Below are 15785 nucleotides of genomic sequence, written 5' to 3'. Positions count from 1 at the left end.
TCGCTCTGGCTGCTGCTTGTGGACATGCACGCTGTTGAAATCAGCCAACCGGGCGCGGCCGATGTGTTGCGCTGGGTGCAGCGTCCGCTGCCCGTGCCAGCACCCGGCGAGGTGCTGATCCGGGTGGCTGCCAGCGGGGTGAATCGGCCCGATGTGTTGCAACGCAAAGGCGTCTATCCGCCACCGCCAGGAGCCAGCGATTTGCCGGGCTTGGAGGTGGCCGGCGTGATCGAAGCGGTGCATCCCGACAGCTTGGCTGAGCTGGCTGAAGCTGGTTTGGCGATCGGGCAGCGTGTTTGCGCCTTGGTGAGCGGCGGGGGCTATGCCCAAGCCTGTGTTGCACCGATCGGCCAATGTCTGCCAGTGCCCCAAGGTCTGACAGACATTGACGCGGCCAGCTTGCCCGAGGTGCTGTTCACCGTTTGGTCCAACGTGGTGGATCGAGCCGGTCTGAAGGCGGGGGAAACCCTGTTGATTCAGGGGGGCACCAGCGGGATCGGTGTGATGGCCCTTCAAGTGGCCAAAGCGCTCGGCGCCAAGGTGCTTGTGACAGCGGGCAGTGCCGCCAAGTGCGAGGCCGCTTTGCGTCTGGGGGCCGATCACGCCATCGCGTACCGTGAGCAGGATTTCAGCACCGAGGCGTTGCGCCTGACCGATGGTCGAGGGGTGGATGTGATCCTCGACATGGTGGCGGGTGACTATGTCGCGCGTGAATTGTCCTGCTTGGCCGAGGATGGCCGTTTGGTGATCATCGCGGTGCAGGGGGGCTCCAAAGCGAGCATCCATGCGGGTTTGATCTTGCAGCGCCGTTTGGTGATCACTGGCTCAGCCTTGCGGGCGCGTTCGGTGGCATTCAAGTCGGCGATTGCCCAAGCGCTCAAGCAGCACATCTGGCCGCGTATCGCTTCGGGTCAGATCCGACCCGTGATTCATGCGGTGCTGCCGGCTTCAAAAGCCGCTGAGGCACACGCCCTGATGGAAAGTGGCCAGCACATCGGCAAGATCGTGCTGGCGTGGTGAACAACAAAGCAGTAGACATCAAGAGACAAGGAATCGTCATGACCCAAGCTCGCAGCAAACTCGTTGTTGGTAACTGGAAAATGCACGGCAATCACGCAGCCAATGCGGAATTGCTGCAAGGCATCTTGGCTGTTCGCCCCTTGGGGGCTGATGCGGCGGTGTGTGTGCCGTTCCCTTATTTGTCCGAAGTGGCCGTGACCTTGGCCAACTCTGGCTTGGCTTGGGGGGCGCAAGACGTGTCTGCGCACGAACAAGGCGCTTATACCGGTGAAGTTTCCGCCGCCATGTTGGTGGAATTCGGTTGCCGCTACGCCATCGTGGGCCACTCAGAGCGTCGGGCCTATCACGGTGAAAGCGATCAAATCGTGGCCGACAAAGCCAAAGCGGCGCTGGCGCGCGGCATCACCCCGATTGTTTGTGTGGGTGAAACTTTGGCACAGCGTCAAGCCGGTGAAACCGAAGCGGTGGTGAAGCGTCAACTCTCGGTGGTGATCCACACCTTGGGGCAGTGCATCGGTGAAATCGTGGTGGCCTATGAGCCGGTCTGGGCCATCGGTACGGGCTTGACGGCCTCGCCCGAGCAAGCCCAGGCGGTGCATGCCGTGTTGCGCGCCCAACTTGCTGCTGCGACGGCGCGCGCAGCTGAGATGACGTTGTTGTACGGCGGTAGCGTCAAGCCTGATAACGCTGCCGTTTTGTTTTCGCAGCCCGACATTGATGGCGGGCTGATTGGTGGCGCTGCACTTAAAGCGGCTGATTTTGTCGCCATTGTTCGGGCTGCCGCCTGATATTTCTGCATCTTTTCCTGAGGAGTCCCGTCTGATGCATATCGTGATGAACTTGGTTCTGGCCCTCCAGATCCTTTCTGCTGTGGCCATGATTGGCTTGGTTTTGATCCAACACGGCAAGGGTGCCGATATGGGGGCTGCTTTTGGTAGCGGCACATCAGGCAGCCTGTTTGGTGCCACGGGCAGTGCGAACTTCCTGTCGCGGACCACGGCAGTCAGTGCCACGGTGTTCTTTGCTGCCACTTTGGTGTTGGCGTACTTTGGGCATCAGCGCGGCGCGGCTGCGGCTGCTGAGTCGGTGCTCGATCGTCCCGCTCAAATGCGTCCGGCGGCATCGGCTTCTGTGCAAGCAGCGAGTTCGGTGAATAGCGTGACCATCCCGACTCAAGCCCCAGCACAAATTCCCGGGCGATAAACATCTTGGATTTTTATCCGACCATTGTGTTTGGCAGTCTTGAGCTGAGCACAATTTGGCGATAGAATGCAGGGCTTCAGGTTGTTGACCGGCCCTTCAAGGGATCAAGTCAGTGACTTGGACGAAGTTTGTGCCGACGTGGTGAAATTGGTAGACACGCTATCTTGAGGGGGTAGTGGCGAAAGCTGTGCGAGTTCGAGTCTCGCCGTCGGCACCAAGCAAATAAAAAACAATACCTGACTGACGTCAGTTTTTGGTCAGGTATTGGGGAAAGTACGCGGCGCGCTCTTTGTGCAGTTCTGTCAAAATCGACGACTGATGCAGGCGCGCTTTTTGCTGTCTGATTCGGCACGGAGAGACGTTTGTAATCATGGGCCTCGACCAGTACCTTCCTGTTCTTCTTTTTATTCTCGTGGGCATTGGGGTCGGTATCGCTCCTCAAATCCTCGGTTTTTTGCTGGGTCCTCAGCGGCCGGATGCGCAAAAAAACTCTCCCTACGAGTGCGGTTTTGAAGCCTTCGAAGATGCGCGCATGAAGTTTGATGTGCGCTACTACTTGGTGGCCATTCTCTTTATTTTGTTTGATTTGGAGATCGCTTTTCTATTTCCGTGGGCTGTGTCCCTGAAGGAAATTGGGGCGGCAGGCTTTTGGGCCATGATGGTCTTCCTCGGGATTCTGGTCGTTGGATTTGTCTACGAGTGGAAAAAAGGGGCGTTGGATTGGGAATAATCCTTTTTTGACTCTCTCTGTTCGGCTCTGGATGACGGGATAAGCAATGGGTATTGAAGGCGTTCTCAAGGAAGGCTTTGTCACAACAAGTGTGGATACACTGATCAACTGGTCAAAGACCGGTTCGTTGTGGCCCATGACCTTTGGGTTGGCGTGTTGTGCGGTCGAGATGATGCATGCGGGTGCGGCCCGTTATGACATTGATCGTTTTGGCATGCTTTTCCGGCCAAGTCCGCGCCAGAGCGATCTGATGATTGTGGCGGGTACCTTGTGCAACAAGATGGCTCCGGCTCTGCGCAAGGTGTATGACCAGATGGCTGAACCTCGCTGGGTTTTGTCGATGGGTTCTTGCGCCAATGGCGGTGGCTACTACCACTACAGCTATTCGGTGGTGCGTGGTTGTGACCGGATTGTCCCGGTGGATGTCTATGTCCCGGGTTGTCCGCCGACGGCGGAAGCGTTGCTCTATGGCATTTTGCAGCTGCAAGCCAAGATCCGGCGCGAAAACACCATTGCTCGTTGAGCTGAGGAAATAGCATGACTCAGAAACTCCAAGCACTGACGGCGGCCCTTGAAAATGTGCTCGGTGAGCGGATCGTGAAGCAAGTGAATGCTCGCGGTGAAATCACGATCACGGTCAGCGCTGAAGATTACCAAACCACCGCACTGGTGCTGCAAGAAGACCATGAACTGGCTTTTGAGCAGTTGATTGATTTGTGCGGTGTGGATTACGGCGCTTACAAGGATGAGCCTTGGGAGGGCCTGCGTTATTGCGTGGTGCTGCACCTTTTGTCGATTCGGCATAACTGGCGTCTGCGCTTGAAGGTTTTCTGCGCGGACAATGATTTCCCGCGCATTCCTTCGGTCAATACTATTTGGGGTGCTGCCAACTGGTTTGAGCGCGAAGCCTTTGATATGTATGGCATTATTTTCGAAGGCCATGAGGATTTGCGGCGCATTTTGACCGACTATGGTTTTATCGGGCATCCGATGCGCAAAGATTTCCCAGTCACGGGACACGTTGAAATGCGTTATGACCCGGAGCAAAAGCGAGTGATTTACCAGCCGGTGTCGATCGAGACCCGTGAGATTACGCCCCGGATCATCCGGGAAGACAACTACGGCGGTCTGCACTGAGGCGAGTCATGGCTGAGATCAAGAATTACACCCTTAACTTCGGTCCCCAGCACCCAGCGGCGCACGGTGTGCTGCGTTTGGTGCTTGAGCTGGATGGCGAAGTGATTCAGCGTGCGGACCCGCACATCGGGTTGTTGCACCGGGCCACTGAGAAACTGGCCGAAACCAAGACGTACATGCAGTCGCTGCCCTACATGGACCGGCTCGATTACGTCTCGATGATGTGCAACGAGCACGCCTACTGCTTGGCGGTTGAGAAACTGCTGGGGGTCGATGTGCCTGTGCGTGCGCAATACATCCGTGTGATGTTTGCCGAAATCACCCGCTTGCTGAACCATTTGCTTTGGTTGGGTGCCCACGGCATGGACTGTGGCGCCATGAACATCTTGATCTACTGCTTCCGCGAGCGGGAAGACCTGTTCGACATGTACGAGGCGGTGTCGGGTGCGCGGATGCACGCAGCCTATTTCCGTCCGGGCGGTGTCTACCGTGATCTGCCCGACACCATGCCGCAGTATCAAGCCAGCCGCGTGCGCAACGCCAAGGCGATTGCCAAGCTGAACGAAAACCGCCAAGGCTCACTGCTCGATTTCATCGACGATTTCGTCCAGCGTTTCCCGGCTTTGGTCGATGAGTACGAAGTGCTCTTGACCGAGAACCGCATCTGGAAGCAGCGCACGGTGGGTATCGGTGTGGTCGAGCCGGAGCGCGCGATCAATCTCGGTTTCACGGGTGCGATGTTGCGTGGTTCGGGCATCGAATGGGATCTGCGCAAGAAGCAGCCTTACGACGTCTATGACCGCATGGACTTCGACATTCCGGTGGGCGTGAACGGCGATACCTACGACCGCTACTTGGTGCGTATCGAAGAAATGCGTCAGTCGAACCGCATCATCAAGCAGTGCGTCGATTGGCTGCGTGTCCATCCGGGGCCGGTCATCACCGACAACCACAAGGTGGCTCCGCCGTCGCGCGAAGGCATGAAAACCTCGATGGAAGCGTTGATCCATCACTTCAAGCTCTTCTCCGAAGGTTTCCATGTTCCCGAAGGCGAAGCCTACGCAGCCGTTGAGCATCCGAAGGGTGAGTTCGGTATCTATCTGGTCAGCGACGGTGCCAACAAGCCCTATCGCCTGAAGATCCGCGCCCCAGGCTTTGTGCACTTGGCGGCCTTGGATGAAATGTCGCGCGGTCACATGATTGCCGACGCTGTGGCCATCATCGGCACGATGGATATCGTGTTCGGTGAGATTGACCGTTGAACCCCATGTCGCCGCACCCGAACCCGACCGCCCCCATCATGTTCAGTGAAGCCACCCTGGCGCGTTTTGCGCGCGAAGTTGCCAAATATCCCGCCGATCAGAAGCAGTCGGCCGTGATGGCTTGTCTGGCCATTGCTCAGCAAGAAGCCGGCTGGGTGTCTCCCGAGGCCGAGCAAGGTATTGCCGACTATCTGGGCATGCCCGCGATTGCGGTCAAGGAGGTCACGACCTTCTACAACATGTACAACCAGCAGCCGGTGGGGACCTTCAAGCTCAACGTCTGCACCAATTTGCCTTGTCAGTTGCGTGCCGGGCAAGCGGCGCTCGATCATCTGTGCGCCAAGCTGGGTGTTGAACCCGGTGGTACGACCCAAGATGGGTTGATCACGGTGCAGCCTTGCGAATGCTTGGGTGCTTGTGCCGATGCACCAGTGATGCTGGTCAATGATCGCCAAATGCTCAGTTTCATGAGCCATGACCGCCTTGATGAGTTGGTTCAGACCTTGCAGGCGCATGCCGGGCAGGGCGCTTGAACATCCATCGTCACGGCACAGCAGCAAAGACGGCAGAGACGGAGTTGACCACGATGACGTTGGACCTTTCCAAGTTTCAGGCCACAGGCCAGGAAACCTGTTTCCACGACCGGCACATCCAGCCGCAGATTTATACCGGCTTGAATGGCCGCAATTGGCGTCTGAAAGACTACGAAGCACGCGGTGGCTACCAAGCTGTGCGCAAGGTGCTGGCCTTGGACGGCGCCGGCATGAGCCCGGAGCAAGTGATCGCTGAAGTCAAGGCTTCGGGCTTGCGCGGTCGCGGCGGTGCGGGTTTCCCCACGGGGCTGAAGTGGAGCTTCATGCCGCGTGCTTTGCCGGTGCAAAAGTATTTGGTTTGCAATTCGGACGAAGGTGAACCGGGTACGTGCAAGGACCGTGACATCCTGAACTACAACCCGCACATCGTCATCGAAGGCATGATCATCGCCGCTTGGGCGATGGGTATCAGCGTGGGCTACAACTACATCCACGGCGAAATCTTTGAGGTCTATGACCGGTTTGAAGAGGCCTTGGAAGAGGCGCGCGCCGCTGGCTATTTGGGCAACAACATCCTTGGCAGCGCGCACAGCTTTCAGTTGCACGCCCATCACGGTTTTGGGGCCTACATCTGCGGTGAAGAAACCGCCCTGATCGAATCGATCGAAGGCAAAAAAGGCCAACCGCGCTTCAAGCCGCCGTTCCCGGCCAGCTTTGGTATTTACGGCAAGCCGACCACGATCAATAACACCGAAACCTTCGCCGCCGTGCCTTGGATCATCAACAACGGTGGTCAGGCCTATCTCGAATGCGGTAAGCCCAATAACGGCGGCACCAAGATTTTCTCGATGGTGGGTGATGTTGAGCGTCCGGGCAATTACGAAGTGCCGATGGGCACGCCTTTCGCAACCCTGCTGGAACTCGCGGGTGGGGTGAAGGGCGGCAAAAAGCTCAAAGCCGTGATCCCTGGGGGCTCGTCCTCACCGGTGTTGCCGGCCGAGATCATGATGGCTTGCACGATGGACTATGACGCCATCAGCAAGGCGGGCTCGATGCTGGGCTCGGGCGCGGTCATCGTCATGGATGACAGCCGTTGCATGGTCAAGAGCTTGCTGCGCTTGTCTTATTTCTACGCGCATGAATCCTGTGGTCAGTGCACCCCTTGCCGTGAAGGCACGGGTTGGCTGTGGCGGTTGGTGAATCGCATTGAGCACGGTCAAGGCCGTGCTGAAGACTTGGACTTGCTGGACAACGTGGCTGAAAACATCATGGGGCGCACGATTTGTGCCTTGGGTGATGCGGCGGCCATGCCGGTACGGGCCATGATCAAGCATTACCGGCATGAGTTCGTTCACCACATCGAACACAAGACCTGCATGGTCCCCGCTTACGTCTGAAGTCGAACTGGCGCACAAAGATGGTTGAAATCGAACTCAACGGCCAAAAGGTCCAAGTGCCCCCCGGCAGCATGGTGATGCATGCAGCCGAGAAGGCGGGTTGCCACATTCCGCATTTTTGTTATCACAAGAAGCTCTCCATCGCCGCCAATTGCCGCATGTGCTTGGTCGAGATCGAGAAGGCGCCCAAGCCGATGCCGGCCTGTGCCACGCCGGTGACGCAAGGCATGATCGTGCGTACCCAAAGCGATAAGGCGATCAAGGCGCAGCAGTCGGTGATGGAGTTCCTCCTCATCAATCACCCGCTCGATTGCCCGATTTGCGATCAAGGCGGCGAGTGCCAGCTGCAAGACTTGGCGGTCGGCTACGGCAAAACCGCTTCGCGCTATGACGAAGAAAAGCGCGTGGTCATGCCCAAGGAAGTCGGCCCGCTGATCTCGATGCAAGAGATGAGCCGCTGCATCCAGTGCACCCGCTGTGTGCGTTTTGGACAGGAAATCGCTGGCGAGATGGAACTCGGCATGCTGCACCGGGGTGAGCACGCTGAAATCACCACCTTCTTGAACGGCACGGTCGATTCAGAGCTCTCGGGCAACATGATCGACATCTGCCCGGTCGGTGCCCTGACCAGCAAGCCGTTTCGCTACTCTGCTCGCACGTGGGAGCTGTCGCGTCGCAAGAGCGTCAGCCCGCACGATTCGACCGGCGCCAACCTGATCGTTCAAGTCAAGAACAACCAAGTGTTGCGTGTGGTGCCGCTCGAAAACGAAGCGGTCAACGAATGCTGGCTGGCCGACCGCGATCGTTTCAGCTACGAAGCCTTGAACAGCGACGAGCGTCTGAGTGCGCCGATGCTGCGTCAAGATGGCGTTTGGCGCACGGTGGACTGGAAGACCGCGCTGGAAGTGGTGGCCAACGGGCTGCGCCACATTGTCAGCAGCCATGGTGCCGATGCGTTGGGCGCCCTGGCTTCGCCGCACAGCACGCTTGAAGAATTGTCCTTGTTGGCGCAGTTGGTGCGCGGTCTTGGCAGCGACAACATCGATCACCGTTTGCGTCACAGCGATTTCCGCCACGACGGCGGCGTGCGTTGGCTGGGGACTTCGGTGGCTGCGCTGTCGAGCCTGAGTGGGGCGCTGGTGGTGGGTTCCTTCTTGCGCAAGGATCACCCGCTGTTTGCGCAGCGCCTGCGTCAAGCAGCGCGCCACGGCGCCAAGATCTCGCGCATCCATGCTTTGAACGACGCTTGGAACATGCCGATCACCGCGCAGATGATCACGGCGCCTTCGGCGTGGTTGAGCGCTTTGCAAGAAGTCGCGGCAGCGGTGGCGTTGGCCAAGGGGATGGATGTCCCGGCTCAGCCCAGCCAAGCGGCCCAAGACATCGCGGCCAGTTTGTTTGCCGGTGAACACGCCGCCATCTTGCTCGGTAACGCCGCCATGCAGCATCCGCAAGCAGCCGAGTTGCTGGCGGTGGCCCATTGGATCGCTGACCAATGCGGCGCCACCTGTGGCGTCTTGGGTGAAGCGGCCAACAGCGTGGGCGCACAGCTTGTGGGCGCGCAGCCCCAAGCTCAAGGGGCTCACGCCGGTCAGATGCTGGCTGAGCCGCGTCGGGCTTATCTGCTCTACAACACCGAGCCGGTGCTTGACAGCGCCAACGGCGCTCAAGCCACCAAGGCGTTGGACGCTGCGGAGTTGGTGATTGCGTTCAGCCCGTTCAAGACGGCCATGGAGCACGCCACCGTGCTGCTGCCGATTGCGCCGTTCACCGAAACCGCCGGCAGCTTTGTCAACGCCGAAGGTCGTCTGCAAAGCTTCCACGGTGTGGTGCGGCCGCTGGGCGAAACCCGTCCGGGCTGGAAGGTGCTGCGCGTGCTCGGTGAGATGCTGGGGCTGGCTGGCTTTACCCAAGACAGCGTGGAGGCTGTGCGGGCTGCGGCCTTGCAAGCCGCTGGGGTCAGCGCGCAGGATCTCTCGACGCGCTTGTCCAACCGTTCCAGCCACAACGCCGGCGATGGCTATGGCGCGATCGCTCCGGCTGGTTTGGAGCGTTTGGCCGATGTGCCGATCTACAGCACCGACGCTTTGGTGCGTCGCGCGCCGGCCTTGCAACACACCGTCGATGCTGCGGCCCCGGTGGCTGCACTGTCTGCGGCGACGTGGATGGGTTTGGGCTTGAATCAAGCCGGCGTGGCGCCCCGCGTGCGGGTGCGCATGCTCGAACAAAGCGTGGAGCTGGACGCCGTGCTCGATGCCAGCTTGGCGGACACGGTGGTGCGGGTGCCGATGGGCCATGCGGCGACGGCGGCTTTGGGTGGTGCTTTCGGCGCGTTGAGCGTCGAACGCGCAGGCGCTTGAGTCGGCCAAAGACGGCAACAAGGAACTGATGATGCTCGATGCCCTGCAATCTTTTGGCGCTGCAACCCTGGGTGGGTTGTGGCCGGTCGTCTGGACCCTGATCAAGATCGTCGCGGTGCTGCTGCCCCTGTTGGGTGCGGTGGCGTATCTCACGCTGTGGGAGCGCAAGGCGATTGCTTGGTCGCAGATTCGTCCGGGTCCGAATCGCGTTGGCCCCTACGGTTTGCTGACGCCCATCGCTGATGCGGTCAAGCTGATCTTCAAGGAAATCATCCGCCCGACGGTGGCCAGCAAAGGCCTGTTTTTCCTCGGCCCCATCATGGCGATTGCGCCTTCGCTGGCGGCTTGGGCGGTGGTGCCTTTCGGTCCCGATGTGGCGCTGTCCAACATCAACGCAGGCTTGCTGTTTGTCATGGCGATCACCTCGCTCGAAGTCTATGGCGTGATCATCGCTGGCTGGGCCTCGAACTCGAAGTACGCTTTTCTGGGCGCGCTGCGGGCTTCGGCACAGATGGTGAGCTACGAAATTGCCATGGGCTTTGCCTTCGTGGTGGTGCTGATGGTTTCAGGCAGCCTGAACATCACCGACATCGTGATGGGTCAAGGCAAGGGCATGATGGCTGATCACGGTGCGGGCGTGCTGTCTTGGAACTGGTTGCCGCTGCTGCCGATCTTTCTGATCTATTTCATCGCTGGTTTGGCCGAAACCAACCGCCATCCTTTCGACGTGGTCGAAGGCGAATCGGAAATCGTCGCCGGTCACATGATCGAGTACTCGGGCATGTCGTTTGCGATGTTCTTCTTGGCCGAATACGCCAACATGTGGCTGGTCTCGATCCTGACCGTGCTCATGTTCTTGGGCGGCTGGTTGCCACCGTTTGGGTTCCTCGATGTCATCCCAGGTTGGATCTGGCTGGGCATCAAGACCTTTGCGGTCGTGACCATGTTCCTCTGGGTTCGTGCCACCTTCCCGCGTTATCGCTATGACCAGATCATGCGTCTGGGCTGGAAGATTTTTATTCCGATCACCTTGGTGTGGTTGCTCGTGGTGGGCCTGTGGATGCAGACACCTTGGAATATCTGGAAGTGATCCGGCCCGCTGGAATCTCGGAATAGGAAGACATACACATGTTCGCAGTGGCCACCGTCAAGGATTTCCTGTCGAGCTTCTTGCTCTTGGAACTTTTCAAGGGCATGAAGCTGACTGGGCGGCATTTCCTGAAGCCCACGATCACCGTGCAGTTTCCGGAAGAAAAAACCCCGCTCAGTCCCCGTTTTCGCGGTCTGCATGCGCTGCGCCGTTATGACAACGGCGAAGAGCGTTGCATCGCTTGCAAGCTGTGCGAGGCCGTGTGCCCCGCCATGGCGATCACCATCGAGTCCACCGAGCGTCAGGATGCGAACGGACAAACTTCGCGCCGGACTTCGCGCTACGACATCGATTTGACCAAGTGCATCTTCTGCGGTTTCTGCGAAGAAAGTTGCCCGGTCGATTCGATCGTCGAGACGCACATCTTCGAATACCACGGCGAAAAGCGCGGCGATCTGTACTTCACCAAAGACATGCTGCTCGCGGTGGGGGATCGCTACGAAAAAGACATCGCCGCCAACAAGGGTGCGGACGCCAAGTACCGCTGAGACGACATGGACACGACCACCGCGCTTTTCTATACCTTCTCGGCTGTGCTGCTGTTTGCCGCGTTTCGCGTCATCACAGCGCGCAGCCCGGTGCACGCCGCCCTTTATCTGGTGTTGGCCTTCTTCAATGCTTCCGGCGTTTGGATGCTGCTGCAAGCCGAATTCCTGGCCCTGTCCTTGGTGCTGGTCTATGTCGGCGCCGTGATGGTGCTGTTCTTGTTCGTGGTGATGATGTTGGACATCAACATCGACACGCTGCGCGAAGGTTTCTGGCGGCATTTCCCCTTGGCGGGTTTTGTCGGGGCGATCATCTCGGTCGAGATGGCCTACGTCTTGGTGCGTGGTTTTCACGTCTCCTCGCCGCATCCCTTTGAAGCCGCTGCGCTCAAGCTGGGTAACACCAAGATGCTCGGTATCGAGATCTACACGGCCTATCTCTTGCCCTTGCAGATCGCTGCCGTGCTGCTCTTGGTGGCCATCATTGCGGCCATCGCTCTGACCCTGCGTCATCGCAAGGACAGCAAGGCCATGGCACCTTCTGAACAGCTCAAGGCTCGCAAGGCCGACCGCGTGCGCATCGTCAAGATGGACGCTGAGCGTGATATCGCAGCATCGAAAGGACCCGCAGCATGACGCTCGCGCTTGGCCATTACCTGTCGCTTGGGGCGATTTTGTTTGCCCTGTCGGTGATCGGCATCTTCCTGAACCGCAAGAACCTGATCGTGCTGCTGATGGCCATTGAGCTGATGCTGCTGGCGGTCAACCTGAATTTCGTCGCGTTCTCCCATTATTTGGGGGACATGGCCGGGCAGGTGTTCGTGTTTTTCATCCTGACGGTGGCGGCGGCTGAATCGGCCATCGGGCTGGCCATCTTGGTCGTGCTGTTCCGTAACCGCTCGACCATCAACGTTGATGAACTCGACTCGCTGAAGGGCTGAGGCCAAGAGGAAACCAGACACATGTCGCAGCTCTCGCAATCAACCTTGCTCACTGTCGCCTTGGCCCCGCTGGCCGGGTCGATCATCGCTGGCTTCTTCGGCAAACAGGTGGGCCGTCGTGGCGCCCATACCGCCACAATTTTGGGTGTGCTGATCGCCTTCGTGCTTTCAGTCATGACCCTGATCGATGTGCAGGGTGGCACACGCTTCAACCAGACGGTCTACGAGTGGATGAACGTGGGCGGCCTGAAGATGGAAGTCGGTTTCCTCATCGACAGCCTGACCGCCATGATGATGGTCGTGGTGACCTTCGTGTCGCTGATGGTGCACATCTACACCATCGGCTACATGGAAGAAGACGACGGCTATCAGCGCTTCTTCTCCTACATCTCGCTGTTCACCTTCTCGATGCTGATGCTTGTCATGAGCAACAACTTCCTACAGCTGTTCTTCGGCTGGGAAGCGGTGGGCTTGGTGTCGTACTTGCTGATCGGCTTCTGGTTCAAGAAGCCCACGGCGATCTTCGCCAACATGAAGGCCTTTTTGGTCAACCGCGTCGGTGACTTCGGCTTCATCTTGGGCATCGGCCTGATCGCGGCCTACGCTGGCACGCTGAACTACGCTGAGACCTTCGCCAAGGCGGGTGAGTACAGCAAGCTCGGCTTCCCGGGCTCTGATTGGATGCTGATCACCGTGACCTGCATTTGCTTGTTCATCGGTGCGATGGGCAAGTCGGCACAGTTTCCGCTGCACGTCTGGCTGCCGGACTCTATGGAAGGCCCGACGCCGATTTCAGCGCTTATCCACGCCGCCACCATGGTGACGGCCGGTATCTTCATGGTGGCGCGCATGAGCCCGCTGTTTGAGCTCTCGGACACCGCGCTGAACTTCATCTTGATCATCGGTTCGATCACGGCGCTGTTCATGGGCTTTCTGGGCATCATCCAAAACGACATCAAGCGTGTGGTGGCCTATTCCACCCTGTCGCAGCTGGGCTACATGACGATGGCGCTGGGGGCTTCGGCCTACTCGGTCGCTGTTTTCCACTTGATGACACACGCGTTCTTCAAGGCGCTGCTGTTCTTGGGTGCCGGCTCGGTGATCATCGGCATGCACCACGACCAAGATATTCGCAACATGGGCGGCCTGCGCAAGTACATGCCCATCACGTGGATCACCTCGCTGTTGGGTTCCTTGGCGCTGATCGGCACACCGTTTTTCTCGGGTTTTTACTCGAAGGATTCGATCATCGAGGCGCTGCACGCCAGCCACTTGCCGGCGGCGCACTGGGCTTACTGGGCTGCGATCATCGGTGTGTTCGTGACCGCGTTCTATTCGTTCCGGATGTACTTCTTGGTCTTCCACGGCAAGGAAAACTTCCGCCACAAGCCGTTCCCGGGTGAACACGATCACCATGATGCCCACGATGCGCATGACGATCATGGTCACGCCCATGACCACACGCCGCATGAATCGCCGCTGGTGGTGACGCTGCCGCTGATCCTGCTGGCCATCCCGTCGGTGCTGATTGGCTTCCTGACGATTGAGCCGATGTTGTTTGGCGACTTCTTCAAGGACGTCATCTTCATCAACCTCGAACACCATCCGGCCATGGAAGAGTTGGCCCATGAGTTCCACGGTGCAGCGGCCATGGCCCTGCATGCGGTGACAACCTTGCCCTTCTTCTTGGCGCTGGGCGGGGTGGTGACGGCCTATGTGTTCTACATGGTCAATCCGGCCATCCCGGCTGCGTTTGCCCGGGTCTTGGCACCGGTCATCACCGTGATGGAAAACAAGTACTACATGGATGCTTTCAACGAACGCGTTCTCGCTGCGGGCTCCCGCATGTTGGGTCGCGGCCTGTGGAAGGGCGGCGATGTGGCCTTGATCGATGGTTGGGTCATCAATGGTTCCGCCAAGGCTGTGGGTTGGTTGGCGCAGATCGTGCGCTTGTTCCAAACCGGCTACATCTATCACTACGCCTTGGTCATGCTGGTTGGCGTGTTCGCGCTGATGACCTGGTTCATCTTGGTGCATCGCTGAGCGCAAGGGTTACGACGTCATGGCTTATCTTTCGCTTTCGATCTGGCTGCCGATTGCTTTCGGTGTTGTCTTGCTGGCCCTCGGGCGTGATCACAATGCGTCCTTGATGCGCTGGATCGCGCTGGTCGGCTCCTTGATCAGTTTCGCGGTCACGATCCCGTTGATCACGAATTTCGATCCGACCACCGCGCTGATGCAGTACCAAGAAAACGTCTCTTGGATTGAGCGTTTCCACGTCTTCTACCACTTGGGTGTGGACGGTATTTCAGTCTGGTTTGTGCTGCTCACCGCCTTCATCACCGTCATCGTGGTGGTGGCGGGCTGGGAAGTCATCACCAACAACGTGCATCAGTACTTGGGCGCCTTCTTGATCCTCTCGGGCTTGATGGTGGGCGTGTTCTGTGCGGTGGACGGGCTGCTGTTTTACGTCTTCTTCGAAGCGACCCTGATCCCGATGTACGTCATCATCGGCATCTGGGGAGGGCCGCGCCGGGTTTACGCAGCGTTCAAGTTCTTCCTCTACACCTTGGCTGGCTCGTTGTTGATGCTGGTCGCACTGGTCTATCTCTACACCCAGTCGGGCGGCAGCTTCGACGTGCTGGTGTGGCACAAGTTGCCGCTGGGTGAGACCGCGCAGACCTTGCTGTTCTTGGCCTTCTTCATCGCGTTTGCCGCCAAGGTGCCGATGTGGCCGGTGCATACATGGTTGCCGGATGCTCACGTCGAAGCCCCTACGGGGGGGTCGGTGGTGCTGGCGGCGATCATGCTTAAGCTTGGCGCCTACGGTTTCCTGCGCTTCTCGCTGCCGATCGTGCCCGATGCCAGCCATGACTTGGCGCCGATGGTGATCACCTTGTCGCTGATTGCGGTGGTCTACATCGGCTTGGTGGCGATGGTGCAAAACGACATGAAAAAGCTGGTGGCCTATTCGTCCATCGCGCACATGGGTTTTGTGACCTTGGGCTTTTTCATCTTCAGCGACCTCGGTATTTCGGGCGGCTTGGTGCAGATGATCTCGCACGGCTTTGTGTCGGGCGCGATGTTCCTCTCCATCGGCGTGCTCTACGACCGCATGCATTCGCGTGAAATCGCTTCCTATGGCGGGGTGGTCAACGTGATGCCCAAGTTCACGGCGCTGGCGGTCTTTTTCGGCATGGCCAATTGCGGTTTGCCGGGCACAGCGGGGTTCATCGGTGAGTGGATGGTCATTCTGGGTGCGGTGAAGTTCAACTTCTGGATCGGTGCCATCGCGGCCACTGCGCTGATCTTGGGCGCCGCCTACACCTTGTGGATGATCAAGCGGGTCTACTTCGGTGACGTGGCCAACGACCACGTGGCGGAGTTGCAAGACGTCAACACCCGTGAGTTCTCGATGTTGGCGGTGCTGGCCGTGGCGGTGCTCGTCATGGGCCTGTATCCGAAGCCCTTCACGGACGTGATGCACACCTCGGTCAACGAACTGATCCGCCATGTGGGTGTCTCCAAACTCCCGCAACCCTTGAAACCTTGATTGCTGAGCGAGCA

Annotated in this window: 16 protein-coding genes and 1 tRNA gene; all 17 read left to right on the top strand. The window is 58.7% G+C overall.

The window, feature by feature from the left end; all coding sequences use genetic code 11:
* The first annotated feature begins 24 nt into the window (after positions 1–24).
* Positions 25–1020: an NAD(P)H-quinone oxidoreductase gene (locus AB3X39_RS02745; protein ID WP_369415825.1), complete on the top strand. Its 996-nt coding sequence runs from the start codon at positions 25–27 to the stop codon at positions 1018–1020.
* A 38-nt stretch (positions 1021–1058) separates the two neighbouring features.
* Entirely contained in the window at positions 1059–1808 is a 750-nt protein-coding gene (gene tpiA / locus AB3X39_RS02740; protein ID WP_369415824.1) for a triose-phosphate isomerase, read from the top strand.
* A gap of 34 nt (positions 1809–1842) precedes the next feature.
* Positions 1843–2223: a preprotein translocase subunit SecG gene (gene secG, locus AB3X39_RS02735; protein ID WP_369415823.1), complete on the top strand. Its 381-nt coding sequence runs from the start codon at positions 1843–1845 to the stop codon at positions 2221–2223.
* A gap of 132 nt (positions 2224–2355) precedes the next feature.
* A tRNA-Leu gene (locus tag AB3X39_RS02730) sits at positions 2356–2440 on the top strand.
* Between the two features lie 153 nt (positions 2441–2593).
* Positions 2594–2953 carry an NADH-quinone oxidoreductase subunit A gene (locus tag AB3X39_RS02725; RefSeq protein ID WP_369415822.1) on the top strand — a complete coding sequence of 120 codons (360 nt, stop codon included), beginning with the start codon at positions 2594–2596 and terminating at the stop codon, positions 2951–2953.
* A 46-nt stretch (positions 2954–2999) separates the two neighbouring features.
* The gene (locus AB3X39_RS02720) at positions 3000–3476 is read left to right on the top strand and encodes a NuoB/complex I 20 kDa subunit family protein (RefSeq protein WP_047484384.1); all 477 of its coding nucleotides are present in this window, start codon (positions 3000–3002) and stop codon (positions 3474–3476) included.
* A gap of 14 nt (positions 3477–3490) precedes the next feature.
* On the top strand, positions 3491–4090 hold the full coding sequence (locus tag AB3X39_RS02715; RefSeq protein ID WP_369415821.1) for an NADH-quinone oxidoreductase subunit C: 600 nt from the start codon (positions 3491–3493) through the stop codon (positions 4088–4090).
* An 8-nt stretch (positions 4091–4098) separates the two neighbouring features.
* Positions 4099–5352: an NADH-quinone oxidoreductase subunit D gene (locus tag AB3X39_RS02710; protein WP_369415820.1), complete on the top strand. Its 1254-nt coding sequence runs from the start codon at positions 4099–4101 to the stop codon at positions 5350–5352.
* Between the two features lie 5 nt (positions 5353–5357).
* Positions 5358–5885 carry an NADH-quinone oxidoreductase subunit NuoE gene (gene nuoE / locus AB3X39_RS02705; RefSeq protein WP_369415819.1) on the top strand — a complete coding sequence of 176 codons (528 nt, stop codon included), beginning with the start codon at positions 5358–5360 and terminating at the stop codon, positions 5883–5885.
* A 53-nt stretch (positions 5886–5938) separates the two neighbouring features.
* On the top strand, positions 5939–7282 hold the full coding sequence (nuoF, locus tag AB3X39_RS02700; RefSeq protein WP_369415818.1) for an NADH-quinone oxidoreductase subunit NuoF: 1344 nt from the start codon (positions 5939–5941) through the stop codon (positions 7280–7282).
* Positions 7283–7302: 20 nt separating this feature from the next.
* On the top strand, positions 7303–9642 hold the full coding sequence (gene nuoG, locus AB3X39_RS02695; protein ID WP_369415817.1) for an NADH-quinone oxidoreductase subunit NuoG: 2340 nt from the start codon (positions 7303–7305) through the stop codon (positions 9640–9642).
* A gap of 31 nt (positions 9643–9673) precedes the next feature.
* Positions 9674–10732 (top strand): NADH-quinone oxidoreductase subunit NuoH, encoded by a 1059-nt coding sequence (gene nuoH, locus AB3X39_RS02690; protein ID WP_369415816.1) that lies wholly within the window; start codon positions 9674–9676, stop codon positions 10730–10732.
* Positions 10733–10770: 38 nt separating this feature from the next.
* Entirely contained in the window at positions 10771–11280 is a 510-nt protein-coding gene (gene nuoI / locus AB3X39_RS02685) for an NADH-quinone oxidoreductase subunit NuoI (RefSeq protein ID WP_369415815.1), read from the top strand.
* 6 nt (positions 11281–11286) lie between these two features.
* On the top strand, positions 11287–11913 hold the full coding sequence (locus tag AB3X39_RS02680; RefSeq protein ID WP_369415814.1) for an NADH-quinone oxidoreductase subunit J: 627 nt from the start codon (positions 11287–11289) through the stop codon (positions 11911–11913).
* Positions 11910–12218, top strand: a complete 309-nt coding sequence (nuoK, locus tag AB3X39_RS02675; RefSeq protein WP_369415813.1) for an NADH-quinone oxidoreductase subunit NuoK — start codon at positions 11910–11912, stop codon at positions 12216–12218. Before AB3X39_RS02680 ends, nuoK begins: the two co-directional genes overlap by 4 nt.
* Positions 12219–12239: 21 nt before the next feature.
* Positions 12240–14261 (top strand): NADH-quinone oxidoreductase subunit L, encoded by a 2022-nt coding sequence (nuoL, locus tag AB3X39_RS02670; RefSeq protein WP_369415812.1) that lies wholly within the window; start codon positions 12240–12242, stop codon positions 14259–14261.
* A 19-nt stretch (positions 14262–14280) separates the two neighbouring features.
* On the top strand, positions 14281–15771 hold the full coding sequence (locus tag AB3X39_RS02665) for an NADH-quinone oxidoreductase subunit M (RefSeq protein WP_369415811.1): 1491 nt from the start codon (positions 14281–14283) through the stop codon (positions 15769–15771).
* The last annotated feature ends 14 nt before the right edge of the window (positions 15772–15785 follow it).

Source organism: Leptothrix ochracea (genome assembly GCF_041083635.1).
GTDB lineage: Bacteria > Pseudomonadota > Gammaproteobacteria > Burkholderiales > Burkholderiaceae_C > Sphaerotilus > Sphaerotilus ochraceus.
Note: the sequence above shows the minus strand (reverse complement) of the source record. Positions and strands in the feature narration are given on the sequence as shown.